The 26,108-nt window shown below is 62.1% G+C and carries 23 protein-coding genes; 14 read left to right on the top strand and 9 right to left on the bottom strand.

Translation table 11 applies throughout. The features are described 5' to 3' along the window. Positions 1 to 93: 93 nt before the first annotated feature. The 5 genes from K3M67_RS08750 to K3M67_RS08730 all read right to left on the bottom strand — a co-directional run bounded on the left by K3M67_RS08750 (position 94) and on the right by K3M67_RS08730 (position 5,486). The gene (locus K3M67_RS08750) at positions 94 to 723 is read right to left on the bottom strand and encodes a hypothetical protein (RefSeq protein WP_285831295.1); all 630 of its coding nucleotides are present in this window, start codon (positions 721 to 723) and stop codon (positions 94 to 96) included. A gap of 411 nt (positions 724 to 1,134) precedes the next feature. Then, positions 1,135 to 1,272 (bottom strand): hypothetical protein, encoded by a 138-nt coding sequence (locus K3M67_RS08745; protein ID WP_157102476.1) that lies wholly within the window; start codon positions 1,270 to 1,272, stop codon positions 1,135 to 1,137. A gap of 119 nt (positions 1,273 to 1,391) precedes the next feature. After that, the gene (locus K3M67_RS08740; protein ID WP_066858623.1) at positions 1,392 to 2,231 is read right to left on the bottom strand and encodes a sulfotransferase family protein; all 840 of its coding nucleotides are present in this window, start codon (positions 2,229 to 2,231) and stop codon (positions 1,392 to 1,394) included. Between the two features lie 11 nt (positions 2,232 to 2,242). Continuing rightward, positions 2,243 to 3,514, bottom strand: a complete 1,272-nt coding sequence (locus K3M67_RS08735) for a DegT/DnrJ/EryC1/StrS family aminotransferase (protein ID WP_285831294.1) — start codon at positions 3,512 to 3,514, stop codon at positions 2,243 to 2,245. After that, positions 3,498 to 5,486 (bottom strand): polysaccharide biosynthesis protein, encoded by a 1,989-nt coding sequence (locus tag K3M67_RS08730; RefSeq protein WP_066858626.1) that lies wholly within the window; start codon positions 5,484 to 5,486, stop codon positions 3,498 to 3,500. Before K3M67_RS08730 ends, K3M67_RS08735 begins: the two co-directional genes overlap by 17 nt. Positions 5,487 to 5,887: 401 nt before the next feature. Between K3M67_RS08730 and K3M67_RS08725 the strand changes: the two genes are divergently transcribed. From K3M67_RS08725 to K3M67_RS08685, 9 genes are all read left to right on the top strand, one after another. After that, a complete protein-coding gene (locus K3M67_RS08725; protein ID WP_285831293.1) occupies positions 5,888 to 7,105 on the top strand; it encodes a glycosyltransferase family 4 protein in 1,218 nt (405 codons plus the stop codon). Continuing rightward, complete coding sequence (locus tag K3M67_RS08720) at positions 7,102 to 8,346, top strand: glycosyltransferase (protein WP_285831292.1); 1,245 nt, start codon at positions 7,102 to 7,104, stop codon at positions 8,344 to 8,346. Before K3M67_RS08725 ends, K3M67_RS08720 begins: the two co-directional genes overlap by 4 nt. Next, the gene (locus K3M67_RS08715) at positions 8,343 to 10,103 is read left to right on the top strand and encodes a sugar transferase (RefSeq protein ID WP_285831291.1); all 1,761 of its coding nucleotides are present in this window, start codon (positions 8,343 to 8,345) and stop codon (positions 10,101 to 10,103) included. The genes K3M67_RS08720 and K3M67_RS08715 overlap by 4 nt, the downstream gene beginning before the upstream one ends. Then, positions 10,075 to 10,986, top strand: a complete 912-nt coding sequence (locus tag K3M67_RS08710; protein WP_066858635.1) for a formyltransferase family protein — start codon at positions 10,075 to 10,077, stop codon at positions 10,984 to 10,986. The genes K3M67_RS08715 and K3M67_RS08710 overlap by 29 nt, the downstream gene beginning before the upstream one ends. Then, complete coding sequence (locus K3M67_RS08705; protein WP_285831290.1) at positions 10,986 to 11,672, top strand: PIG-L deacetylase family protein; 687 nt, start codon at positions 10,986 to 10,988, stop codon at positions 11,670 to 11,672. The genes K3M67_RS08710 and K3M67_RS08705 overlap by 1 nt, the downstream gene beginning before the upstream one ends. Then, positions 11,672 to 12,688, top strand: coding sequence for an ATP-grasp domain-containing protein (locus K3M67_RS08700; protein ID WP_232313710.1), 1,017 nt, complete (start codon positions 11,672 to 11,674; stop codon positions 12,686 to 12,688). Before K3M67_RS08705 ends, K3M67_RS08700 begins: the two co-directional genes overlap by 1 nt. After that, the gene (locus K3M67_RS08695) at positions 12,685 to 13,395 is read left to right on the top strand and encodes an HAD family hydrolase (protein ID WP_066858640.1); all 711 of its coding nucleotides are present in this window, start codon (positions 12,685 to 12,687) and stop codon (positions 13,393 to 13,395) included. The genes K3M67_RS08700 and K3M67_RS08695 overlap by 4 nt, the downstream gene beginning before the upstream one ends. Continuing rightward, positions 13,392 to 14,534: a glycosyltransferase family 4 protein gene (locus K3M67_RS08690; protein ID WP_285831289.1), complete on the top strand. Its 1,143-nt coding sequence runs from the start codon at positions 13,392 to 13,394 to the stop codon at positions 14,532 to 14,534. The genes K3M67_RS08695 and K3M67_RS08690 overlap by 4 nt, the downstream gene beginning before the upstream one ends. A gap of 273 nt (positions 14,535 to 14,807) precedes the next feature. Next, positions 14,808 to 15,530: a LuxR C-terminal-related transcriptional regulator gene (locus K3M67_RS08685; protein WP_084439015.1), complete on the top strand. Its 723-nt coding sequence runs from the start codon at positions 14,808 to 14,810 to the stop codon at positions 15,528 to 15,530. On the opposite strand, the gene K3M67_RS08680 is transcribed toward K3M67_RS08685, so the two are convergent. Then, on the bottom strand, positions 15,436 to 16,686 hold the full coding sequence (locus K3M67_RS08680) for a lipopolysaccharide biosynthesis protein (RefSeq protein ID WP_285831288.1): 1,251 nt from the start codon (positions 16,684 to 16,686) through the stop codon (positions 15,436 to 15,438). The two genes, K3M67_RS08685 and K3M67_RS08680, sit on opposite strands and share 95 nt — an antisense overlap. 699 nt (positions 16,687 to 17,385) lie before the next feature. Between K3M67_RS08680 and K3M67_RS08675 the strand changes: the two genes are divergently transcribed. Next, entirely contained in the window at positions 17,386 to 18,171 is a 786-nt protein-coding gene (locus tag K3M67_RS08675) for a response regulator transcription factor (RefSeq protein WP_066858650.1), read from the top strand. A 272-nt stretch (positions 18,172 to 18,443) separates the two neighbouring features. Further along, positions 18,444 to 19,250, top strand: coding sequence for a Crp/Fnr family transcriptional regulator (locus K3M67_RS08670; RefSeq protein ID WP_084439017.1), 807 nt, complete (start codon positions 18,444 to 18,446; stop codon positions 19,248 to 19,250). A gap of 113 nt (positions 19,251 to 19,363) precedes the next feature. On the opposite strand, the gene K3M67_RS08665 is transcribed toward K3M67_RS08670, so the two are convergent. Beyond that, positions 19,364 to 20,554, bottom strand: coding sequence for a glycosyltransferase family 4 protein (locus K3M67_RS08665; protein ID WP_285831287.1), 1,191 nt, complete (start codon positions 20,552 to 20,554; stop codon positions 19,364 to 19,366). Beyond that, on the bottom strand, positions 20,539 to 21,951 hold the full coding sequence (locus K3M67_RS08660; protein WP_066858659.1) for an FAD-dependent oxidoreductase: 1,413 nt from the start codon (positions 21,949 to 21,951) through the stop codon (positions 20,539 to 20,541). Before K3M67_RS08660 ends, K3M67_RS08665 begins: the two co-directional genes overlap by 16 nt. A 251-nt stretch (positions 21,952 to 22,202) precedes the next feature. Here K3M67_RS08660 and K3M67_RS08655 point away from each other — a divergent pair, with 251 nt between their 5' ends. Together K3M67_RS08655 and K3M67_RS08650 are read left to right on the top strand one after the other, a co-directional pair. Further along, positions 22,203 to 23,213 (top strand): polysaccharide deacetylase family protein, encoded by a 1,011-nt coding sequence (locus K3M67_RS08655; RefSeq protein WP_084439019.1) that lies wholly within the window; start codon positions 22,203 to 22,205, stop codon positions 23,211 to 23,213. Continuing rightward, positions 23,213 to 24,505, top strand: coding sequence for a nucleotide sugar dehydrogenase (locus K3M67_RS08650; protein WP_285832915.1), 1,293 nt, complete (start codon positions 23,213 to 23,215; stop codon positions 24,503 to 24,505). The genes K3M67_RS08655 and K3M67_RS08650 overlap by 1 nt, the downstream gene beginning before the upstream one ends. On the opposite strand, the gene K3M67_RS08645 is transcribed toward K3M67_RS08650, so the two are convergent. Then, positions 24,447 to 25,235 carry a DUF2306 domain-containing protein gene (locus K3M67_RS08645; RefSeq protein WP_285831286.1) on the bottom strand — a complete coding sequence of 263 codons (789 nt, stop codon included), beginning with the start codon at positions 25,233 to 25,235 and terminating at the stop codon, positions 24,447 to 24,449. The genes K3M67_RS08650 and K3M67_RS08645 overlap by 59 nt on opposite strands. A gap of 397 nt (positions 25,236 to 25,632) precedes the next feature. Between K3M67_RS08645 and K3M67_RS08640 the strand changes: the two genes are divergently transcribed. Then, entirely contained in the window at positions 25,633 to 25,872 is a 240-nt protein-coding gene (locus tag K3M67_RS08640) for a hypothetical protein (RefSeq protein WP_285831285.1), read from the top strand. Positions 25,873 to 26,108: the final 236 nt, after the last annotated feature.

Raw genomic sequence — 26,108 nt, 5'->3', positions numbered from 1 at the left:
ACTGACATGATGCTAGCCGTTCCAACCTGTCCGTAGGTGTACGCATCTGAGGCAGAATGGGCTTCATAAGGGCCTATACTTCCGAGACCCAAACTACCCTGAAATGAGTAGTCCGGCACGCGGGGGCGCTGCAGGGCGGGGCGCACGGGTGATCGCAATGCCGATCGCAAGGATCAGCGGCACGACCCAGCTGCGCGGATACACGTGCGGCGCGGCATTGGAAAAGATCAAGAACGGAACGAGCACCGCCAAGACGAGTGCGGCGGCATTGCGGTCTACGGGCAATGGGTTGAGCGCTATGGCCAGGGGCACGCAAAGAACGAGAAGCCACCCGGTCAGCGAAAGGAGACCGCCCTCGGTGCAGGCGAGCAGATACATTTTGTGGACTGGTGCTTTCTCAGCGCTCACAACGCGATATTGGTCTACTCTCAGGCCCACTATGGTTGTTTCGCCTGCCATGTCCCACGCTTCGCGGATCAGTGCCATCCGGGCGGTGAAGGTTCCTGCCTGACTGATGTCGCCCTGTTCGAGCGATGCTACCACGCGGTTCCGGAAGACGGTGGGCAGCGCCACGCCCGAAGAAGCAACCATGCCCGCCAAGGAGACGATAATGGCGAGCATGGTTGCGGACCGCATCCCCCAGTCGAGCAGCAGGAAGGTCAGTACCCCAGGGCCGCGCTCGTGAATCCAGTGAAGGAACCGGACAACAAAAGGCCCGAACATAGCAGCGCCAGGGCGGACAAGGTCATTACAGAGTGCAGCCGGCCTGTACGCGCGAGAAAGAAAATGAACGGCAATGTCGTCCCGATGATCGCCGCGTTCCAGTTGGCGTCGGCCATGAAGGCCGCAAATCGGTGGGCGCCGGTGATGAATTCGAAGTCAACCGCTTGGCCTCTTCATGAGAGCCGTCGGTGGCGTGATAGACGAGCGTCCCGAACAGGCCATCGTGGCAACCCCTGAGATCAGCGCTAGGGCGCACGTGACGAGGAATGAGCGTTGCTCCCGCAGCAGGAGTGAGGGGAGAACCGCGAACGCGAAGCCATATTGGCCCGCGACGATGATCCAGCGGAGCGGATCGCCGTTGACGCTGCTGTCGACGAAAAACCCCAGCAGCAGCGCATTCAGGCCGGAAATTCACACGATCCACCATTCGCCTAGCGGACAAAGTGCCACGCCGCGCCCTGCCAACAGCAGCACGGCCGCGAGGCAGAAGAGCGCGTCGCTGAGGGTGAAGAGATAGGGCGGAACCACGCGCCAGGTGATGTAGGGCACCAGCGACACCGCCAGCACCAGTACCTATCCGGCCAAGCGAAGCATGGCATAATGATGGGGTGTACGATTTCGATCCTGCCACGCCGAGCCCCACTCCGCGAGCGCGGCGGGATAGGGCATCAGGCGGCCAGAGCGTGTCCGGCCCATCCCGACAGCGGTCGGTCCAGGATATGCGCCAGATCTTCGATATCCTGCTGATAGAAGTCGACAAGATAGCGCCGCACATCGTCGGGCAGCGGCGGATAGCGAACGGGGCGGGCAATCAGGTTGCGCGCGCCTTCGAACAGGGGATTGCCGCGCAGCGGCGCGACCATCCGCTTGATCGGTGAGGGCAAGCGGCGCAGCGCCAAGGGGACCAACGGCGAGGCGCCATCGTTGACCCGCGCTTCGAGATGCGCGGAATCGGGAAGTGGTGGCAGGCCGAGCGTTTGTAGCACGCCCGCAGTCACCCCGGCCGGATCGCGCTTGATATCCTCGTGCAGGATGATCTTGAGTTGCTCCCGGGGAAAATGGTCCAGGAAGCGGCGGATGTGTCTGCCATAAAGCCCGTCCTCCAGGAAACGGGATTCGATGGCCGTCCTCGAGTGGAGATGGCGCGCGACATCACCATCGACCTGTCCACGGCGGAACAACATGCAATAGTCGGAATAGGCGCGCTCGACCGGATTGCGCAACTGCGCGATCAACTGCACCGATGGCAGGAGCGCGGCGATCCGCGCCGGCGCATGAGGATGGGCCAGATAGTCGGCGGACTTTTCCGCTACCAACTGGCCTGGTCGGGCGTCCGCAAACAGCGACTGGTACCATTGTAGGCCCTTGTCGAAATCCCGGCTGAAATAATGCGGCTCGGGTCCGGGCATGAACATGTCGGGCCGGGTGCGAAGCTGCCGGGCGATCCACGTCGTTGCGGACTTTGCGGCGCCGATTACGATCATATTCGGAAGAGGCGCTTCGTTCATCTGGTCACTCTTCAAGCTGTGGCGTTTGCAACGACCGACGCGACGATCATGCCCATTCGCCGGACGGTTTCGGCGTCGAGCGTCGGATCGACCGGTAGCATCAGGCTGGTTTCCCCCAGCCTCGAAGAAACGGGCAGTCGGTTCAATGGGGCGGAAGGGCTACCGACAAAGGCCTGCTCCCGGTAGATTTCGGGGCAACTGCCCGCGCCGCAGGGAACGCCGGCCACGATGCATTCGCCTATGATGCGATCGCGGTTCCAACCGCTGGCGAGCCGTTCCGGCCGAACGAACGCATAATATTTATAATAGGCGTGGTGGACGTCCGATGGCGGTACCGTCAGCCGAATAGCTGGCAAGGGCGCGAGTTCGGCATCGAGAATGCGGGCGTTGCGCTGTCGCGTTTCCACCCAACCCGCCAGCTTGCCCAGTTGGCACAGGCCCAGCATCGCCTGCATTTCGGTCGCCCGGTAGTTGCTGCCAAGGCTGGCGTGCAGCCAGCGGAATGTGCCGGGGGCGCCACCCTGATCGACGGGATGCGGCAGCTTGCCATGATCCTTGTAGGCCCAGGCCCGTTCCCATGCTTTCCGGTCGTGCAGGACCAGCATCCCCCCTTCGCCGCCCGTGGACATGATCTTGTCGGTGCAGAAGGAAAAGGCCGCGGCGTCGCCAAGCGAGCCGACGGGGTCGCCGTCCTGCGCTGCGCCATGCGCCTGGGCGCAGTCCTCGATCACGAAAATGCCCTGGGACCGGGCGAGCACCATGATCTCGTGCATCGAAGCGGCCCAGCCTGCGAGATGGACTACGATGACCGCGCGTGTTCGGGTGCTGATCGCCTGGGCGATCGTGCAGGCGTTGAGCGTTTGCGAATCAGGATCGACATCGGCGAATATTGGCGTGGCGCCGACCGCTGCCACACAGCTGGCAGATGCCATGAAGCTGCGCGCGGGAACCACTACCTCGTCGCCCGGACCGATGCCCAGCGCCCGCAGCGCGAGTTCCAGCGCCAGGGTTCCGTTCGCCACCGAGATGGCGTGAGGCGCGCGACAGAGGTCGGCGAAGGCGCGTTCGAAGGCGCGGGTCTGCTCCCCATGATGCAGGGCATTGACCTTGCCGCTGCGCAGGACAGAGGCGACGGCGGCGATCTCGTCTTCGGAATAGACCGGCCAGCGGGACCGGATCGGTTCCCCGGTTCCGCTCGCGAGGGTGGGCGAGGGTCGCTCGGCCAGGTGGCTGACACGTGTCGCGGCGGCCATCGACATGGAGGAGTCAATTCGCGTGAACATGGGCAGCTCCCGGCGTGCGGCTCGTCATCGCGATATGGCCCTGGACGAGGGATGACTTGCGATCGAGCAGATCCGTCGCGATGAAGCGACACGCATCATCGTCGGAATCGTTGCTCGCTTCCTGAAGTATGTCGAACGCCTCGTTGAGGACATGCAGAGGGACGGGCCGGGGCTCTGCTTCGAAGACGCCGGGAATGGATGAGGGTAGCTGTTCCTCCTCGACGTCGAAAAGCTCTTCGAACAGCTTCTCGCCCGGACGCAGCCCAACGATCTCGATCCCGACATCGACCTCCGGGTCAAGCCCGGCAAGGCGGATCATGCGGCGCGCAATCTCGATGATGCGGATCGGTTCGCCCATGTCCAGTACGAAGATCCGACCATGGCGAACCCCGTCGCGCAATCCGCGCGAGGCGCTTTGCAGGATGAGTTGCACGGCCTCATGCACCGTCATGAAGAAGCGTTCGATCTCCTCATGAGTGACGGTCAGGGGGCCGCCCTTGCTCAATTGGCGCTGGAACAGGGGAATGAGCGAACCGCTCGATCCCAGCACATTGCCGAAGCGGACCGTAATGAAACGCGGGGCGCGAGGATCGATTCGTCCTTCCAGGTCCAGCGCCTGACAGTATAGCTCGCCGAGCCGCTTGGTGACGCCCATGAAGCCCACAGGGTTGACCGCCTTGTCGGTCGATACCTGCACCATGGCGCGTGCGCCATAGCGCCGGGCTGCGTCGGCGACATTGCGCGTTCCAAGCACGTTGGTCTGGATGGCCGCCACAGGATGCGCCTCGACCAGCGGCACATGCTTCAGGGCGGCGGCGTGGAAGACCAGTTCGGGCCGCTGCTCGGCAAACACCTGCATCAACTGGTTGCGCTGCCGGATCGAACAGAGCACCGGTGTGCGATCGATCTCCGGATGATTTTCCCGCATTTCCAGGTCGACATCATAGAGATTGAACTCATTTGCGTCGAGCAGGACCAGATGCGCGGGCGCAAAGCCGGCGATCTGGCGCGCCAACTCACGACCGATGGTTCCGCCGGCCCCGGTGATCAGGACGCGCCGTCCGGCGATCATGCCGGCGACCGCGCAACTATCCATCGGCGCCTGGGGGCGACCCAGCAGGTCCGCCACGTTGAGGAAGCGGAAGTCGAGCTTGACGCCTCGCTCCGGCGTGAAGCCGGTGAAGGCGGGTCTGTAGGCGATGTCCAGATCAAGCACCTGGGCCTGTGCGACCAGATCAACCATCGCCATGCCTTGCAGCCGTTCGACCGCACCGGCGAAGATCAGGCATTCCGGCCTCGCCGCTTCTGCGCCGAGGCGCCCCACCACCTGGGCCAGGTCGGTGGGACGGCCCACGATCGGCACGCCGCGCATCCATCCGCCGATATGCTTTCCGGTTTCCTCCAGGATGCCGACCGGCCGGAAGCCGGGATGGGATTCCTGTTCCAGTTGGCGGAGCAATTGTTCGATGTCGTCGCTCGATCCGAACAGCAGCGCCGGCCGACTCGAGACAAGTGGATCGGCAGTTGGTGCGGGCGGATGGAAGCGACCTGCAAAATATTCACCGACGAGGCGCCGCGCCATGCGCGCGCCGCCCATCAAGACGACCAGAACCAGCCACTGGATGATCGGGATCGACCGCGGCAGCCAGGCCGCCCCCCCTATTGCCACCAGAAGCATCACATAGGCGGCGATGGCGATTGAGGCCGCCTTCATAACGGCGAAAATATCTCCGGTCGAAGCGTAGCGCCACACCCGCCGGTGAAGCCGCATTGCCGCGAAAGTCGTTAGCGCAACCGCGACGAAAAGCGGCAGTGCTAGCGGATGTTCCGCAAGCACGGCCTCCGCTCGCACCAAGCCGACGCGCAGGCTGATCGCGCCGATAAGAGAGGCGGCCGCAATCAGGCCGTCGATCAGGTAGACAAGAGAAGTCCGGCCTGGAGCGGAAAATCGAAATTGAGTTGCTGCTGCCATCTTCGGTCCCTTCGCAGTTCATGCGCTGCACAATCAGCGTGGTCGGTTGCTGTGGCGACTGTTTTGGCGAGTTTCTGGAAGAGAGGTTAGACAGGAAGCGGGGTGTCATTAAGTTGGGCATCAGGTTTCGTCCTTACGGACAGGGGGGCGATAACCCTTGTGCCTTGGTGTAATCCTTAATGATCTATCGCCGGTAGACGGTCGAATATGGGTGCCGGTGGCCTAAGCCTTGTGCGCCCTGCGTTCATTTTGCGGACGCGAAGAGGGAAGATCGCCCTTTCTCCTCCCTCCTTTGGATAGTGTCCGTAGTTGCTGTGGCGGCGTGCCGGTCGAGTGACGACTATGCTCGATAACGGTTTGTAAGGGGTGATGATTCCCACATGCTCGAGCGACAAAGCCACATGGCTTCCGACCTGAACGTCCCACCTTTTCTTCCGCCGCTGGAGCGGAGTCAGGGCCGTGCGGATAACGCGGGCAGGTACCGGGTGTGCTTTCCCTTTGCTGGAGGACTTGTCGGCGGCAGCCACATCTCGGCGCTGAAGTTGATCCAGGCCCTCCAGCATACCCAATTTGAGCCTGTCGTTTTGCTCCACGGCATGAATGGTCCGCTGACGGACTTTTTCAAGGAAGCCGGGATCGACTTCGAACAGGCGCCGGTTCCTCATTACTGGGAGCCGGGCAGTCGCCCATCCCTGGGCGCCCTGATGCGCGTGCCTGCGAATATCGCGCGAATGCGTGCCTTCCTGCGCGTCAGGAACATCAGGATTGTGCACAGCAACGAGGGCGCCATGCACGCGACCTGGGGCTTGCCCGCTCGGCTCGCCGGCGCTCGGCACATCTGGCATCATCGCGGCAATCCGCGCGCGGCGGGCCTGCGCTTTCTGGCGCCGTTGGTGGCCGATCGTGTCATATGCGTTTCCCATTTCGCGGCGCCGCTGCCGGGCCTTTGGTCCGCGCGCACTAAATCCAGCGTAGCTTACAGTCCGTTCGACACCTCGATCGCCCAGATTGATCGTGCGGCGGCGCGTTCGATGCTCGAATCCCGGCTGGACATCACCCCGGATACGGCGGTGGTGGCATTTCTGGGTCAGTTTTCGGCGCGCAAGCGTCCCCTCGTATTCGTAGAGGCGATCGCCGCGATGCGCCGGTCCCGACCCGGTATTCGCGTGGTTGGGCTTCTGTTCGGCGAGGAATTCGAGCCGGGGATCGAGGCCCGCATCCAGCAGAGAATCCAGGAGCTCGACCTCGCCGATTGCGTGCGAATGATGGGTTTCGTGCAGCCGGTGGAGCCATGGCTCGCGGCGAGCGATGTGTTGCTCGTGCCGGCGGTGGAAGAACCCTTCGGACGCACGCTGATCGAGGCGATGCTAGTTGGCACGCCGGTCGTCGCGGCGGCATCGGGCGGCAATATGGAGGCGATCAGGAACAGGGGCAACGGCCTGCTGGCTCACCCGGACGATCCCGAGGATCTGGCCGATCATGTGCTGAGCCTGATAACCGAGCCGCGAACGGCCATGACCATCGCGCAACGGGCGCGCGGGGAGGCGCTGCAGAAATTCAGCGTCGAGACCCATCTGAACAAGATCGCCAGAATCTACAGGGAGGTGCTTGCCGCATGACCGCTCATCGCCCATGCGAGGTATCGGCCATGCCGGGGCTCGTGCAACATATCACGACCAGCCTGGACGTCGGTGGCGCACAATCGATGCTCGTAAAACTGGTCGAGGCCACCGCCTCCAAGCGCAATGGTGTCCGGCCCGCCGTGCTTTCGCTCATGCCACCCGGCACGTTCGAGCAGCGTCTCAGGCAGATTAATTGCCCCACCTACACGCTGGGTATGACGCGGGGCTATCCGGGGCCAATCGCTCTGCTCCGGCTGTTGCGGATCACGACGATGCTCCAGCCCGATCTGCTCCAGGGGTGGATGTATCATGGCAATCTTGCCGCTAGCATGGCCCAGTTAGCGGTCAGGCGCAGGGTGCCGCTGCTGTGGAACGTCCGTCATTCGCTGGCCGATCCGAAGGTCGAAAAACTGGCCAGCCGCGCGTTATTGTCGTTGAGCGCGCGAATGTCGCGTAATGTCGATGGCATCATCTATAATTCGCGGACCGCGGCGCAGGAACATGCCGCCATCGGTTTCGATCCGGCTCGCGCCATCCATATCCCCAATGGTTTCGATCTGACGCGCTACCGCCCCGATCCCAGCGCGCGCCAGCGGTTCCGCTCCCTGTTCGGGATTGGGGAGCAGGGACTGGTCGTGGGCATGGTGGCGCGCAATCATCCGATGAAGGACCATGCCATGCTCGTGCGCGCCATGGGCAGGATGCTTGCGGGGGGGCGGGATTGCCGGCTTCTTCTGGTCGGGCCCGGCATGGACGCCGCCGATCCCGCATTGATGCGGTCCATTGCGGAACATCTGCCTCCGGAAATGGTCGCGATCGCGGGCGAAAGGACGGACGTGGCCGACTGGCTGCCCGGCCTCGACATATTGGCGCTCTCATCGGCATGGGGAGAGGCTTTCCCGAACATATTGGGCGAGGCGATGGCCTGTGGCGTGCCCTGCGTGGCCACCGATGTTGGCGACAGCGCCTGGGTGCTGGGTGAGGGCGGACGTATCGTGCCGCCACGGGACGCCGACGCCATGGCGGCTGCGCTCGGTAGCCTCGCGGACCTGCCCGATGATGCGCGGCGGAGGATGGGTGCGACCGGTCGCGCCCGCGCGGTGGAGCATTTCGACATCAACGACATCGCCGTGCAGTATCGCCGGCTCTATGCGAGCGCAGTCCGTCATGTATCCAAGGGTGCAGGGTCGGTGAACGCCAGCGCCCTGGCGCGCGAGGCCGGAGCGCAGAGCTTATGAAGGTTCTGGTGCTGGCAAGCCTTTCCTACTCGCTGGTCAATTTCCGGGGCGCGCTGTTGCGGCGGATGGTGGCGGAGGGGCATGATGTGGTCGCCTGCGCGCCCGATGAAGACCCCGTCACATCGGGTGAACTGCGGAAGATGAGCGTCGCCTTCCGGCGGGTACCGATGGACCGCATCGGCACCAACCCCGTGCGCGACCTTGGCACCCTCTGGGCTATCGGCAAGACAATCCGTTCCGAGGCGCCTGATGTGATCCTGGCCTATACCCAGAAGCCGATTGTCTACGGCGGCATCGCAGCCCGGCTTGCAGCGCCCGGCGCAGGCTTCTTTGCGATGGTGAGCGGACTCGGCCATGTCTACTCGGATGATGGCACCACGTCGCGAAAGACGCAGTTCCTGCGTCCGCTGATCTCGCTGCTCTACCGCGTCGCTGTTCGCCGGGCGGCGGGAATTTTCGTATTCAACGCCGACGATGAAGCGGAAATGCGCCGGCACGCCATCCTTTCCCCTCGCCAGCGCGCGACTCAGGTGCCGGGATCGGGCATCGACACGGTGCAATTCGCGCAACAGCCCTTCGGGAATGGCCCGCCCACCTTCCTGCTGATCGCGCGCCTGATGCGCAACAAGGGCATATCCGAGTTCGTCGCGGCGGCCGCGGCAGTAAGGGAGCGATATCCCGACGCGCGGTTCCAGATATTGGGTCCGGCCGAGCCGGGCGCGGCTGGCTTCAGCGCGGAGGAAATGGCGGCCTGGAAAGGCGGAGGTGTCGAATATCTGGGAACAACCCGTGACGTCCGGCCCCATCTTGCTGCGGCAAGCGTGTTCGTGCTGCCGACCTATTACCGCGAGGGGCTGCCCCGGACCATATTGGAAGCCATGGCCGTGGGGCGCCCGATCATCACCACGCTGACGCCGGGCTGTCGCGAAACTGTCATCCCCGGCGAGAACGGGCTGCTCGTTCCACCGCGCGATGTAACGGCGCTTGCCGACGCCATGGCGGCGCTGGCGCGCGATCCGGAACGGATACGCGCAATGGGCGCCCGTTCGCGGCGCCTCGCCGAAGAGTGTTACCATGTCGAAAAGGTAAACAGCCTGCTCCTTTCGGAGATGGGGCTGATCGGGGCGTCCACGGTACGGCCTATGAGGCGCGCGCTCGGCGATCATCGTCTGGCCGAACGCACGCTTGCATGGATCGCTCTGCTGGCTGCAGTCCCGGTCATGGCGCTGGTGGCGGTCTCGGTGGGGCTCTTCCTCGGTCGGCCCGTCCTTTTCAGGCAGCGTCGCGCGGGGTTGGATGGCGATGTTTTCGAACTCGTCAAGTTCCGTTCAATGCAGGATTTGCGGGATGGACAGGGGAATATCCTGCCGGACGCGGCGCGGTTGACGCGATTTGGGAGGCTGCTGCGCCGCAGCCGGCTTGATGAGCTGCCCGAACTCTGGAACATCGCAAGCGGCGAGATGAGCTTCGTCGGACCCCGGCCACTGCTCCCGGAAACGGTGCAGAACATGGGCGAAGGTGGAAAGCATCGCGGGCAGGTGCGGCCGGGACTGACCGGGTGGGCGCAGGTCAATGGTAATGCGCTGCTGAGCGATGCGGACAAGCTTGCGCTCGACATCTGGTATGTCGATCGTCGGTCGCTGGCGAGCGATCTATGGATCGTGCTCCGCACGATCGCAACTCTGTTTGGCGGTGAACGGATCAGCCAACGGCATGTCGGGAGGGCTTATGCGAGCGTTGCTGATCGGCGCGGTTGAAGGCACCTTGGTTGCCGCCGAAGCCATTGCCGCGACGCCGGGCTGGGAACTGGTCGCGATCGGGACATTGCCCCCCGAACTGGCGGCCCGTCATTCGGATTTCGTCGATCTGGCCCCGGTTGCGGCGCGCGCCGGCGCAGCGCTGATCCCGGTGCCCGCCTGCAATGCTCCCGAATTCATCGAGCAGGTCAGAAACATCGCGCCGGACATCGTCTTCGTAATCGGCTGGTCACAGATATGCGGACCGGAGTTTCGCGCCGCCGCAGGAGGGCGCGTGGTCGGCTACCATCCCGCGCCGCTTCCCCGCCTGCGGGGAAGAGCAGTGATCCCCTGGACCATCCTGCTGGACGAAAAGATCACGGCCTCCAGCCTCTTCTGGATCGACGAAGGGGTCGACAGCGGGCCGCTGCTGGCGCAACGCTTCTTTCATATCGCCCCGGACGAGACGGCCGCCACGCTGTACGCCAGGCATATGACGGCGCTCGACGCCATGCTGCGCGAACTGCTGCCGCGACTGTTGCAGGGCGATGTGGCGGGCACGCCCCAGGATGAGCGTATGGCGACCTGGGCGACGCGGCGTCGGCCCAGCGACGGGTTGATCGACTGGCGGCAGCCGGCGGCCGTGGTCGAGCGACTGGTGCGGGCGGTCGGACGCCCCTATCCCGGTGCGTTCACCATGTCGGGGGATGAACGGATCACAATATGGGCGGCGCGGGCCTGCGCCTGCGCTGATCGCCAACATGCCAGTCCCGGACAGGTGGTCCTGCGCGACGAGCAAGGCTTCGCCGTTTGCTGCGGCGACGGCCGCGCGATCCATGTGATGGAATTCGAATCCGGCCTGTCGCGCAGGCCAGCGCTGCACAGCATATTGGGAGGGAATTGATGAAGGGGCCGCTGGGCGACGCCGGCATCACGCTGGTCATCGCGCCTCATCCTGATGATGAGGTGTTGGGATGCGGCGGTACGATCGCACGCCTGACAAGCGCGGGGCAGCAAGTCCATGTGGCGATCGCGACGCGCGGCCGGCCGCCGCGTTACAGCGAGGAAAGCGCCGATCGGGTGCGGCAGGAGGCGGTGGCCGCGCACGAGTTGCTGGGCGTGGCGCGCACCCACTTTCTCGATCAACCCGCGGCGGAGCTGGATCGGGTGCCCCATGCCGACTTGAATGCCGCCTTTGGCCGGCTGTTCGATGAGGTGCGGCCCGACACGATATTCCTTCCGTTTCTGGGTGACATCCATCTGGATCATCAACTGATCTTTCGCTCCGCCATGGTCGCCGCGCGGCCCCGGACGTGGACCTATCCACGACGCCTCTATGCCTATGAAACCCTATCGGAGACGAACTGGGCCGCGCCGCATATCGAGCCGTCTTTCGTGCCCAATGTCTTCATCGACATCAGCGAAACGCTGGAGCGAAAACTTGCGGCTTTCGCCTGCTATGGGTCACAATGCTGCGCCTTCCCCAATGAGCGGTCGCCCGAAGCGTTGCGCGCGCTCGCGATGTTGCGGGGGGCGACCGTGCATCGTCATGCCGCCGAGGCATTCCTGCTTATTCGGGAGATGATCTGATGTATCAGGAGACGGGAGAACGGGTGATGGATGTCACGCCTCCGCCGCCCTCGCAACGGCAACTCACCATGCTGCTCTGCTCCGCCGGGCGCAGGGTCGAACTGCTCATCGCCTTCCGCCGCGCGGCGGGCCATCTGGGTGTCGATCTGCGGATCATCGCCTGCGACGTCCAGCCCGAATGGAGCGCGGCCTGTCGCTTCGCCGACAAGGCGATCCGCGTGCCGCGTGCGGACGATCCGGGCTATGTCGCTGCAATAGAGGCAATTTGCCGCGATCATGGCGTTGGGCTCGTGGTGCCGACGATAGATCCGGAGCTTCAGCCGCTGGCCGACGCGCGAGAGCGCTTCGCTGCAGCGGGCGTCTGGGTGTCCGTCAGCGATCCGGGTCTTGTCGAGATATGCCGGGACAAGCTGCTCACGGCCGAATTTCTGGCCGCGCACGACATTCCGGTTCCCCATAGTGTCGCCTGGGAACATGTCGATCGCCAGGCTTGGAAAGGGCCGGCGATCGTCAAACCCCGTCATGGCAGTGCCGGCCGTGCGATCACGCGACTGGACGATATCTCTGCGCTGCCGGCGACCGCGCCTGAACCGATGATCGTCCAGGAACTGCTCCAGGGGGAGGAGTGGACGGTCAATCTCTATTTTGACGGCAAGGGCGGGCTTCGCTCTGTCGTGCCGCATCATCGCTTGCAGGTACGCGCGGGTGAGGTGGAGAAGGGGATTACCGGACGCCCGCCCCAACTTGTCGATATCGCGGAAAAATTGGCACGCGCGCTCCCGGGGTCGCGTGGGGCGCTTTGCTATCAGGCGATCATCTCGCCGGACGGGTCGGCCAAGCTGTTCGAAATCAACGCCCGCTTCGGCGGCGGCTATCCCCTTGCGGAGTCCGCTGGCGCTTCCTTTGCCCAATGGCTGATCGAGGAACGTATGGGTTTGCCCAGCAGCGCGGGAAATGACTGGACGGCCGGAGTTATGATGCTGCGGTACGACGCGGCGATCTTCGTATCGCCATGACCGTCTCCCTCGTCTTCGACCTCGATGATACGCTCTATCTGGAGCGGGACTATATCCATAGCGGTATCCGCGCGGTGGATGGCTGGGCTCGCGCGACGCTTGGTATGGAAGGACTGGGCATGACCGCGACCGGACTGCTGCGGTCAGGACGGAATGACCGATTGTTCGACGCGTCGCTGGCTGCTTTGGGCCATCCGCTCGATCCTGCGGTCATCGCGAAAATGGTCTCGGTGTATCGGGAGCATGTTCCGGACATCCGGCTCGCGCCTGACGCGGAGCATTTTCTCGCCGCCGGTCATGATTACGGCTTCGCCTTGGTGACTGACGGGTTCAGCGTCGCGCAACATGGCAAGATTGCCGCTCTGGGACTGTCCCGCTTCGCGATTGGCCCGATGATCTGCACCGATGATTGGGGGCGGGATTATTGGAAGCCGCATCGGCGCGCGTTCGAGGCCGTGCGGACGGCCCATGCGGGAAGGGCGACCGGCTTCATCTATGTGGCCGACAACCCGGCCAAGGATTTCCTCGCGCCGCGCGCCATGGGCTGGGCGACCATTCAGATCGACCGCCCTGAAGCCGTCCATCCCAGAACGGCGCCCAGTGACGCACATCGGGCTGACATGACGATCCAGTCGCTGGACCAGTTGAGTCATGGCTCAATCGAGGCGCTGCTGGATCAGGTAGCCGAACGGCGACAGGCCGTATGAAGGTCGCATTCATCCTGTCGGGCCTGAGCGCCGGCGGCGCCGAACGCGTGATCAGCAAACTGGCGGAGGCTGCGCTCGGGCGCGGCTGGGACGTGACGATCATCACGTTCGATTCACCCGATGACCCGATTTTTCATGCGATTGATCCGCGCGTCGCCTTGGTGCGTCTCGCTTTGCCTAGTGGGGGTAAAGGGCCGGCGGCAGCAATCAGGGTGGCGCGCCGCCTGTGGATGCTCCGGCGACACCTGCGCGGGCGGTTTGACGTCGTCATATCCTTCCTCACGAAGATCAACGTGCTCACTTTGCTGGCCACCCTTGGATTGGATGTTCCAGTCTTGGTTTCGGAACGCAACAATCCGGACCGCCAGCCCGCGCATCCCTTGTGGCGTTGCGCACTGCGTTATTTGTACCCGCGTGCCTCGTCCATTGTCATGCTGACTCATCGCGGCAGGGAACGTTTGCGCAAGGCTGAACGCGATCGGGCCATTGTCATACCTAATCCTATTTCGGCCTTCCCCTATCTGCCGCGACAGGGCGGAACGCCTCAACTGGTTGCGGTCGGCCGGCTCGACAAGCAAAAAGGCTTCGACATGCTCATCGCTGCCTTCGCGACGCTGTCCGATCGCTTTCCCGAATGGAATTTGAGGATATTCGGTGAAGGACCGGAACGGTCCGCCTTGGAAGGACAGGTACAAGAGCTGGGATTGGCACATCGGATAAGTCTGCCCGGATGTACGGCGCGGCATGGCGAATGGATTGAAGAGACGACGTTGTTTGTGCTTTCTTCTCGATATGAGGGGTTTGGCAACGTCGTTGGCGAAGCCATGCGGGCAGGGCTTGCCGTCGTGGCTTATGACTGCGACTTCGGCCCCTCCGACATGATCGAACCTGACGTAAGCGGTGTTCTCGTGCAGCCCGAAGATGTTGCCGCGCTGTCGGATGCGCTCGCCGGATTGATGGCTTCTCCGGATCGCCGCAGGCGGCTGAGTGCTGCCGCGATCGAAAGGGCGAAACAGTTTGGCGAGAGCGCTATATTGGAGACGTGGATGCGCGCGATAGAGATGGCGCGTGACGAATCTTTCGATTCGCGCCGAGGCGCCGCATCTCCATCAATCGGGACACCGGCCCTGCGATCCTGATAAATGGTGCGATGCAAGGACAGCATTGCTAACCTGTGTCAAGTTGATGTCTGAAACTGCTTCTGTTGCTGTAAGCAATGCCTGTCGAAGTGTCACATTTTCGGACATTCTTTTGCGTCGATGCATTTATCGAGCGATTGTTAAACTGGTATATTTTTTTTCTAGCCCTTTTGGACGTAAGTGGGGTTAATAAATAGTTATCAACCGAGGATCGGAAAAGTCTTCGAGAATTGGTCGCACGATCCGCCCTAATCCACGAGGGGGAGACTGGACATGATAGAAGCACCCGTTCATCTGGCCATTGTAGGCAAGAATGAGATAATCCGCGAAGGTTTGAAGAGAATACTTATAGAAGAGGACTTCCTGGTCGACGGCACCGTTTCACGACCGATTGATCTGGATCATAGGGTTGACGAGAGCACGGTAATCATCGTCGATGCAACCGACATCGATGAAGGGCTGGCGACTTGCGAGGAGGTTCGCGCACGCTATCCCAATGGCCGTATCGTCATCATGGCCGACGAATATAGTGTGCAGGATGTCTCGCGCGCCTTCATGACCGGAGCGGTGGACGGCTATGTCGTCAAGCAGATCTCCTGCCGTCCTTTGGCGGGCGCTCTGCGACTGACGGCCCTTGGTGAGAAGGTGCTGCCGTCCCAGATCGCTGAATCTCTGGCGCAATCGCAACCTTGCTCGATTTCGAAATATTGGAGCGTGGGCGTCGCCGGCAGCAATCTCTCCACCCGCGAGGTCGACATTCTGCGTTGCCTGGTCGACGGCGAGCCGAACAAGGTGATTTCTCGTCGCTTGCAGATTGCCGATGCTACCGTGAAAGTCCATATCAAGGCAATCCTGCGGAAACTGCGCGTGCGGAACCGGACACAGGCGGCGATCTGGGCCGTCAGTCGGGGGCTGGTGAGTGATGCGGAGACGCCGGTTCGCGCTCCCGTTTTAGAGCCCGTGCGAACAATAGCAGACATGAAGGTAGCCATATAATATTGAACAAAATGTGCGCCACGCCGGCGCCGATCACGCCCAGCCTTGGTGTTGCAAGGTAAAGGGTGAGTGCAAAAACGACGCCGGCGACTAGTGCGACCCGGAACACTTGGGGCTGAAGGCCCATCGTCATCAGCGCGGGGCGGAGGGCGCTCCCGGCCAGGAAGAGCAATGCGGCGAAGGACTGGACCAGCAACGCTGGTCCGGCATCCTCGAACCCCGGGCCGGCGATCAGCAGGATCGCTCGGTCGCCTACCGCAAGCACTCCCAGCACGAAGGATACCGCCACCGCAAGTGTGAGCAGTTCGACGTGCCGAATCGCTGTCACGAAATTGTCGATATCCCGGCGCGCCCACAGGCGCGCCAGATCGGGCAGTGCCACCTGTTGCAGCATGGAACCCGCTTTCATGGCTGCAAGGGTAAACTTGCGTACGAACTGATAGATGCCGGCGCCGATCGGGCCGGCTATGGCGCCGACGGCGAGAATATCCATTTCCTGCGTGGCCTTGCGAATGAGGACGACGCCATTGGATGAAAGCACGAGAGACCAGATATCCGGAAATTCGCGTGCATGGGAAAGGCCGCTGAAGCTCGGTGCGAATCTGTAGCCATTGCGTCTTAACTCAAGGATCGCCGCTAAAGTCAGGGCGAGCCGCTGAAGGCAAGGAATAGCGATAATGATTGCCAGCAGAGGCCATATCGCCCCGCCCAACACTGCAACACTAACGACGCCAGCAAGACGCAACAAAGCAAGCACTGGTTCGAGCCAGGCGATGACCGAAAAACGATTGAACAGGCGCAGAATTCCGATCGGCGTGGAAGAAATACCGAACACGACCGCGATACTATAATATCTGGCCATGTTCTGGGTTTCCAAGTTCCAGCCCAACCATGCGCCGACAAACGGAACGGCCAGAAAAGTGATGGCGCCGGCTGCCAGCGCGCCAATCGCGTCGAGCGCTACACCGAACTGAACCAGGCGCACGAAAGCCGCCCGATCGCCTTTCTCTATTGCGGCTGAGCCATAGCGGATGATGGCCTGCCAGGATTCGAGGCGAATGATCTGGTCGATCAGACGGCCATAGGCTTCGACCATGGCGATTATCCCGAGCAGAGCCGGTCCCAGCATCTGCGCCATAAGCGCCAGAGTCATCATGCCGATTCCGACCGCGGTGGCGTTCCCGGTGGCAAGATGTGCCGCTTGTCGCAGCATCCTCTGAAGGGGAGACTGGACGCTCGGCGGGGCGGCTAAATCGTGCCGCGGGACATGCGCGACAGCCATTGCTTCTGTAGCCCTGTCGACCGGTGCGGGAAGGGGCGGCGGCGACGGCGGTTGGTTCATGGTCTTGGCCTGCCGCTTTACGAAGCAATTTTCCAGCGGCAAAGAGGGATAGTTCCGTAGGGGTAGAATTGAGCTCGCGATCAGCATTGGGATGCGCGAAGTTACCCGGAATTGCCGAGCTACATACTTCTGGCTCCTAGCAGCGCCTTGAGCCACGCGTAAGCTCTGACCGGCCACCAATGTCCGGCGGCATTCCGATTCGGAGTGATCGATTATGCAGCATCGTGCGCTGCCAGATTTTCGGCTGCCCCCTTACGTCGCGCGGCGGCATATCTCAGCAATCGCCGCTCTGCCGCTGTGGGGTGGTGTTCCCCGGTTGGCCAAACGTCGCGGGAACCGGATCGCTATCATCGAGCGGGTCTTCCAGGAACCCTATGCCTGCTTCGCGGAACCCGCTCGATCAATCGAGAGGCGGCCTGCGATATTGCGGTTCGGAGAGCCTGTCACTGGGGCGGCGCTCAATCGGCTTGCTCCGCTAACGCGGGAAATGGGCCTTTATATGGAACCGCACTGATGCAGGATACGGACGGGCCAGATTGGCGGACCGGTGACCGTTTTGCTAGAAAGGGCAAGTCGTTGCCCCCAGACTTAATCGCAATTGAGGGAGGGCTTGCGGCGGCAGGGCGCGATATGTTGCGCGAACTGCATCTGCTGGTGATTGATCCCCGCTCATTGACGCGCGATTGCCTGATGGCAGCGCTCCAGGACACGCCGGAGATACGTTCCGTCGCAGCGGTTGGCAGCGTGTGGGAGGCAGCCACCATCCTGTCTGAACGGCGGTTGTTCAACGCCGTCCTCCTCAATTTGGCCTCGGACGCATTCGACCAGGCTATCCTTGCCAAAATGATCGGTCCTTTGCAGATCGCCGCGCCGAATGGGCGAATTCTCCTGCTGACTACTCATACCGACATGGAGCATGCGTCGGCTGCAATGCGTCTGGGCGTTGACGGTTATCTAAACAGCGAGATGTCGTTCGAACTGACCAAGGATGCCATTTGCATTGTTGGACGCGGGTGCATCATCTACCCGCGGTCCGTGCTTTCGGGGCCACCGTTGCAAGCCAACTTCCTGTCTGCCGCCGGCTTGCTCAGTAATGACGAACGTTTGACCCAACGGCAGCGCCAAGTGCTTGAAGGCGTTGCTCGTGGTATGACCAATCGGGAGATTGCTGTCCGGCTCACGATCAGTGAGAGGACGGTAAAGGCTCATGTAAAGGAACTGATGCGTCGGCTCGGTGCGACTAACCGCACACAAGTTGTCGCTATCGCCAGCAACCTGCTCCAAGCCGACATTAGATGATTTTGGATCATCATGAGGTGTGGGGAAATAGTATACAGATTTTATTATTGAAAAGATTTGAAGATAAAAATGCAATTGATAATGATAATCATATTCTTATAAATGTTGAAATCAGTCAACCGTGAGAGTGCTATAATGTGTTAATGAGAAATTTTTGCTGATGGATACTGTCTGCGATTTCCATGGTAATTAATGCAACGAATGCCATGGTTACTTTTTAGATATTTTGTATTAAAAGTTCAAAACGGGTCGAGGCGTTCTAAGCCACGTCCGTGGAGGCTGTGGTGCTAAAAGGGTATGCCAGTAAGATCGGCCGGAAACTTGGCCTGTCTTCCGAAGAGGCGCTGGCGCTGGCGGAAGTCGCATGTCGACAGTTGCGCCAACTGAAACCACGTCAGGACATTTATGCGGATGGCGATCCGGCCTCATGCGTGCGGATCATCCTCGATGGATGGGCATGTCGTTATCATCAGTTCGAAAATGGAACGCGGCAAATTGTCCAGATCCTGATGCCCGGAGATATTTTCGGGCATGACGTCGCCCAGGTTCATCAGGATCACTCCGCCTGCTCGCTGTCTCCGCTCGCATTCGCCCAACTGTCCCATGCCGATTTTGCGGTCATGACGGCACAGGTGCCGGGCATCGAACGTGCGCTGCGATGGGATTTGAGCATGACGCTGGCTATCCAGCGCCAGTGGATTTCGACGCTCGGCCGTTTCGGCGCCACGCAAAGGATCGCTCATCTTCTGTGTGAACTATATGTGCGCGCGTCGGCTCTGGGAACCAGTGGGGTAAAGGGCCGGGTCGATTGTCCGATGGCGCAACGAGACATCGCCGATTGCACGGGGCTGAGCTTGGTACAGGTCAATCGCAGCATCAATCTGCTCCGAGCGACCGGGTTGCTTTACTGGCGTCACCGCACGCTCGAAATCACCGATCTCGAAGCGCTGGCGAAGATGGGGATGTTCAATCCCCATTATCTTGGACATGTCGACGGTCTGCCGATGCGGTCCGGTAATGATTGTGGCAGAAGTGCTCGTGCGATGCATGGGATAGATACTCTTCCGCTGTTCCGATAAGCATCCTCCAGGGGATCGTCCATTTCCGCTCCGATGGGTCGACAGCGGATCGGCGAATTGTACGTTCGTGTGACGAGCGCAAAATTTCCGTCGCCCCGTCCGATCCGTTCCGCTCACTGCATGGACCTGTGGCATTGTGCTGACAAGGGGACACACGGCAAGTCTTCCGGATTGCTTCTCCGGGCGAGGTGGCCGATGATGTCGAGTAATTGCCGGTTGATCTTTCGCACGTCGAACCTGTCGGTAGCCATGCGATACGACGCTTCGCCCATTCGGGTTGCCAGCGAAGGATCATGGCAGAAACGCATCATCGCGTTGGCCAGATCCTGAACATCGCGCGCGCGCACCAGAAAGCCGTTTCTGCCGACCTCCACCGTGTCGCGACAGCCTGGAACATCGGTTGTGATGATCGCACGGCCCGTCGCCATTGCCTCGATCACTGTCCGGGGGAGGCCCTCCCGGTAGCTGGGCAGGACGCAGGTCGTGCATTGCGCGTAGAAGGGGCGAACGTCGCGCGTGCTGCCCAGATATTCGACATTACCCATGCTGACCCAGCTTTCGATTTGGGCAGGCGATATGGCGGCCGGATTGGAGTCGAACGGGCCGAGCAACTGGAATCGCGCGCCGGGGAAGCTGGCGCGTACGATTGCGGCTGCTGCGACGAATTCGCCTATGCCCTTGTCGGCCAGCAATCGCGCGACGAGCAGGAAGACAGGCATTCCGTTGGCCAAGGGGCGTCGGGCGAACCGCTGCAAATCAACGCCGGACCCGGGAACCAGCGTCACCAAGGATCGATCGTCGATCATCCGACGCCGCAACAGTTCATCGGCATCGTCGCGATTGAAGACGAGGATGTCCTGCGCCCGGCGCAATGCCGCCCGGTTGAGACGGGCCGTCAGCCATTGCAGCCATCCGCTGCTGCCGGTTTCGCCGAACACATAGCCCAGACCCGTCATCATCGCGACGAAGCGGGGAGCGTGGAAGAAGCGCAAAGCTAGTCCAGCGTAAACGATCGGCTTTAGCGTGTAAGCAAGAACGACCTTTGGGCGTTCGCGTCGGAGGAGGCGGATATAGGAGAAGAGCGTCCGCAGGTCGTGCAGCGGATTCTGCCCGGTCCGGCGCATCGGAACAACCCGGAATTCGGCGCCGAGCGCAAGGATTTCCTGGATGACCACTGGGTTCGTATCGGGCGCGCAGGCGATGACGCGGTATCCGGTGCTGACCAGTTGCGCGATCAGCGGCCCGCGGAAGTTGGTGAGCGAAACCGACAGGCTCCCCGCGATGACGATCAGGGGGCGCTGCATGTGACCTCCGATCGCATCAGCGTCGCAGCCTCATTGCTCGCCGCATAGCTGCGGGTGGGGTCGGCGCGCGCATCGAAGGTCCTGCGGTTACCAGCCAAAATCGCGTCCGCCGCGCAAACCCCTGCAAAGCTCGCCCAGTCGGTTCCCGGTCGATTGACGTGAAACAGGCTCGGATACAGGGGCAGCCGCTGGTAGAAGGCACCGTGTCGGCGGTCCTGTGCCTCGCGCCAGCTGGCGGCGGCGTTGCATCGGGTCAGGCGATGAATCCGCGTGTCGATGAGATGATCGGGCCGGATCAACCGGTTGGAGCGGCATTCGTCGATGGCGAGCGTGATCCAATCCCCATCGGAACGGCCATGTCTCGGATCATCCTCGTCAAGGAAGAACTCAACGCACAGTGCGGTCATCCCGGGCGGCACCATGTCTCCGCCGAAAGCCGCATAATTGGTGATCCGGCCGGCCTGCACCATCGGGTCATTCACTTCCAACCAGGCATGGGGAAAGCGGGGCGGCTCATCGAGGAACAGATAGACCATGACCACACAGCGGGTTGGATCGGCGCGTCCGTGTTCATCGCCGGGCACCAGCAGTGACTGGAGCGCGTCGGGCGCCAAGCTGGAAATGACGGTACCGACATGGCACCGTATCGCATCGCCGCGATGGCGCAAAGTCACCGAAAAGGACTGATCCGCGTCCGGCGCCAGCGCTACGACTTCCGTCTCCAGACGGATTTCGCCGCCGCCCTGCCTTACCCGCCGGGCCAGTTGGTCGGTCAACTGTCCTGTGCCGAGCGCAGGATGGCGCCAGCTGGACTGGCGGCCGACACCGCCTCGCGCGGCCAGCCTAAGTCCCTGCGCTACCGCCGCGAAACTGTGCGATCCGCCCCGTTCGCCGTCCGCCAGCTCTTCGGGAACCGGCATGTCGCGCCACGGGCGACCGCGAAACTTCTCCCAATAGCCCTGCGCCAGTACCTGTGCAAAGCGACGCCCCGTGCGCTGATGCCAGAAACGTTCATAGCTGTCGGGCCTGCGCATCGCTCCGTCGATCCAGCCGCGTACCAGATCCCAGCCCCCGCGCATCAGCAGACCGGGCGGCATACCGCGCGTCGGGCCACGAAACTGGCCGGCCAGCTCCAATATCCGTCCGGCGAACAGGCTGCCGATCCGGTGGGAGTAGGGTTTCAGGGCGTCGCCGAGCAGCCCTGTCCACAGTGCGTCGATCTCGGGAATGCGGGCATAGAGTTCCTTGCGGCCCAGGTCGACCGTGAAGCGGCCGTGACGCAGGGATCGCATCAGGCCGCCGACATGCGGGGATCGCTCGACGATCAGTGGCCGTCGTCCGGCCGAGACGAGGCGGTCGGCTGCGGTGAGGCCGGAGGGACCGGCGCCGATGATCAATATGTCCGTCCGATGGATAGACTCCGCATCGGCTCGACATCGCGAAACTGAGCTGGACACGTGCCTTCCTTCGATCACTTTGGTAGGAAGCTGATGCAGGCGCCGGGTCGGGGCAATGTCGATTGCGGGCCGGTTGCCTTAGCCCAAAATCGGTACGTCGGATGCGCTTGGGCGCGCCGTTATGTCAACGAGGCATGGCGGCTCGGTGCGGGTAGATTGAGTTCGGTTCCCTCTATCCCTGGAGCGCGCGATTGTCTGCTGAAGGATGCCTTCCAGCGCTGGTCATCTCCCTCGACCTTGAACAGGCCTGGGGCAGCGAGCCGCAACGGATCGGCCCGGCCGAACTGGCGGCCTATCATGGTGCCCGTCGCGCGATTCCGCGCATCCTCGACCTGGTGGCGGAGCGGAATGTCGCGCTCACATGGGCGACGGTTGGCCTGTTGTTCTTCGATGAGAGGGACGAGATGCTGAGCCAACTGCCTGCCCAGCGGCCCAGCTATGCCGATCCGGCCCTTTCCGCCTATGCCCGTTTGAACGATGTCGGTCGTAACGAGCGGGAAGACCCGCTTCATTTCGGTCGGTCGCTGTTGCGGCGGATCGGGGCCTATCCTCGGCAGGAGATAGCGGGCCACAGCTTCTCGCATTATTACGCCCTTGAAGACGGTAATGACCCGGAATCTTTCGCCGCGGACCTCGCAGCGGCTTCCAAAGCGGCGGCCTCGCTGGGCGTAGAGTTGAAAAGCCTCGTCTTTCCGCGCAATCAGGTGAAGGAAGCCTATCTGCCGCTTTGCCGATCTGCAGGATATGAGAGCTTCAGGGGAACGCAGCAGGGGGGCTCCCATGACGGTCGTCCGCGACGGGGGGACCATCTGCGCCATCGCGCCGCCCGGTTGGCGGAAACTTATCTGCCGCTGACACCTAACGCGCCCGGTCGTCCGGTCGTGACGGCGGGGTTGGTGAACATCGCCGCCTCTCACTTCTTGCGCCCGGCGCAGATCCGGCTGACCGCGCTCGACCAGCTCCAGCGCATCCGGATCAGGGGCCGTATGCGGTGTGCCGCGCAGCGACGCGGAATATGCCATATCTGGTGGCATCCCCAGAATTTCGGGCAGGATATTGACCAGAACCTGCACATGTTGGGCGCAATCCTGGACGATTATCGAAGGATGGCCGATGATTTTGGCATGACCAGCGTGACGATGGCCGAACTGGCTTCCTCCTGCCGACGGGAAAGGTCCGACGCTGCGGGCTTGGCTGCGTGATGCCTATGAACGGGCAGGAGCGGATCGCGGTCATTGGCCTTGGCTATGTCGGACTACCATTGGCCATTGCCTTTGCCGGCGCGGGCCTGCCGGTCATCGGTTTCGACATAGATCACCGGCGCGTCGCGGCGCTGCGCGACGGCCATGACTGGACGGGAGAGATTGGCGTCGAAGCGTTGCGGACAACCGGGCTAGTGCTGACCGACCGCCCGGACGATCTTGCCGACGTGACGTTCTGGATCGTCACGGTGCCGACGCCTGTGGACGCCAATCATTGCCCCGACCTTGGTGCGCTGCGCGCGGCCTGCGAGACCGTCGGGGCGCATATGCGGCCTGGTGCGGCGGTCGTCATCGAATCCACCGTCTATCCGGGGACGACCGAGGATGTCTGCGGTCCGCTGCTCGAGCAGGCGTCGGGGTTGGCGCGCGGCGTTGACTTCGTCCTTGGTTATAGTCCCGAACGGATCAATCCCGGCGATACGAAGCATGGGATCGCGGATGTCGTGAAAATCGTCGCAGGCCAGAACATGGCGACGCTGGACCGAGTGGCCGCCATATATGGCCGCATCGTTCCCGCCGGTCTGCACCGCGCTCCCTCCATCGCCGTCGCCGAAACCGCGAAGGTGATCGAGAATACCCAGCGCGATCTCAACATCGCGTTGATGAACGAGGTGGCGAAGGTCTGCCATCTGCTCGACATCCGCACCAGCGACGTTCTGGCCGCCGCCGGGACCAAGTGGAATTTCCTGAAATTCCATCCCGGCCTGGTCGGCGGGCACTGCATCGGTGTCGATCCCTATTATCTCACCGCAAGGGCACAGCAACTCGGCTATCATCCGGAGGTCATTCTCGCGGGCCGCCGGATCAATGCCGGCATGGGTGCCTATGTCGCCGGGCAGGTGGTTCGCACCCTGGCGATCAGCGGCGTCGCGCTAGCGCGCGGGTCGGTGGGGATACTCGGGCTGACATTCAAGGAAAATGTGCCGGACCTTCGCAACTCGGCCATGGTCGACATGGTACGGACCCTGCGGGACTATGGGCTGAATGTGTTGCTGCACGATCCGATCGCGGACGAAGCCGATGTTGGTCGGCTTTTCGGCGCCGGAACCACGCCCTTGACCATGTTTGCCGGACTGGACGCGCTGGTTCTGGCGGTGCCGCATCGCGTCTATGACCAGCTGTCGTCCGAAGATCTCCGCGACATGCTTAATCCCGCAGGGATGTTCGCGGATGTCAGGAGCCGCTTCGATTCGCGGTTGTTCCCGTCCCCGATCCACTATTGGTCCTTGTAATCGACCATTCTTTCCGTTGGCCCAGCCGCAGGCTGGACCATTTCGCAGCCGTGAGAAATCTCGACCGAATGATCAGTTCCGCAACGATCAGGTTGGGAATGATCTGGAGGATGCGGACGGGTTCATAGACGAGCGGCAGCGGAAAGCCGAGCAACAACAGGAGATGCAACTCCGCGCGGAAGGTCACGTTCGTAAATGTCAGCGCGTAGTTGCGCACCATCCAGCGTCCATGGGTATTATGGTCCCGCCGCAGCGCCGCCCGCCAGGCGAGCAGCGCGGTGCCGAACCACAGGATTGAAAGGGTCGCGAACGACAACACTGTCAGCGGTCCCTCGGTCTCCCGTAGCGCCATCAGAAATGTGGCCGGAGCAGTCACCAGCACCGCGCTCAGATATATCCGCCCACCCCAACGATGCAGCCGGGGCCAGCGTTCGCGCAAGGCCCTTCGGAAAAGCACCGCGCCTGTCACCAGGATGAAGGGTGCGGTCGACAGATGCAGGAACAGTTTGAACCGGTCATGCTCCAGATGATCGACGGCACGGTGCATGATGCGCGGCACATCTATCCAGAGAAAGCGCAGGTTCATGATCGCGACGGCCACGACCGCCACCAGCATCAGCCACCACAACGCAATCCGGCACCGCTCGATCGTAAGGCGCCTGACCGATGCCCTCGGGGCATCTTCACCGCCCTGCCAGAATTCCTGCGTCGTACCCGAATCGATCTGCATCGCCACCTTCCTCGATGCGGGAGAGGCTATAGGCTGCACCGGGGGCAGGGCGCTGCATATTCAGGCCGGTACGATGCGCAGAATGGCGATCCCTCACCCGTTCGGCCTAGTCCCTATGGACTAGCACCGAACCATTCCCGGCGACACTCAAATGCCGCGACCGGGCTCGCATGGAATCAATTATCGGGGACGGGAGGTGGTGAGGTCTGCTGGATTCCGTTTGTCAGCGACCATCTCGGCATTATCGGGGCAACCATCCGGCATGGAGGACGTGAGTTGTGCTGGCTGGTGTGACCAGCGTAACCGGCCTGTCGAGTGTGCTTTGCCTTGGACCGTAACCATCGAAGGACCATGGATAAAAACCGTCCACCCATTTGATCCACACCTGGCTGGTTGAATGGGCGACCATGGCGCCGTCTGGAATGCTATTGGGATCGACAAGGCTGCGGCTTTGGAAGAGTTGCTTGCGATCGCGATGCATGATGGTGTCGATATCTTTGACAGTGAGCCTGTGATCCTCGGCGAGCCCATGGCCCCGCTTGCAGGCGGCAACGAATGCCTTGTGATTTTCGTGTCTGCATTCCCCACAAGGCCGATGCCCTGCTGCAAGGGCGGTGGCTTCGTCGAGGAAGAATAGTTTGGTATAATAGCTACCGGGCGCCATGATTTCACGCCTCCCGCGGTTGACACTCAAGGCACAGGTGACCCAGCTTTGGTTGTCCAACCCTTGCTGCCGTTTGCTTGTTCTCATCATGAAGGCGACCGCGATTCACCATCAGCATGCCGCGCGAGTTATGCGCCATAATGTTGCCGAATGGATCGACGCGATTTTGCAGAGGCATGATCTCTATCCTCGGGTTACGCAGCGAGGGC

Origin of the sequence: Sphingobium sp. V4 (assembly GCF_029590555.1) — a bacterium.
Classification (GTDB): Bacteria; Pseudomonadota; Alphaproteobacteria; order Sphingomonadales; family Sphingomonadaceae; genus Sphingobium.
Note: the sequence above shows the minus strand (reverse complement) of the source record. Positions and strands in the feature narration are given on the sequence as shown.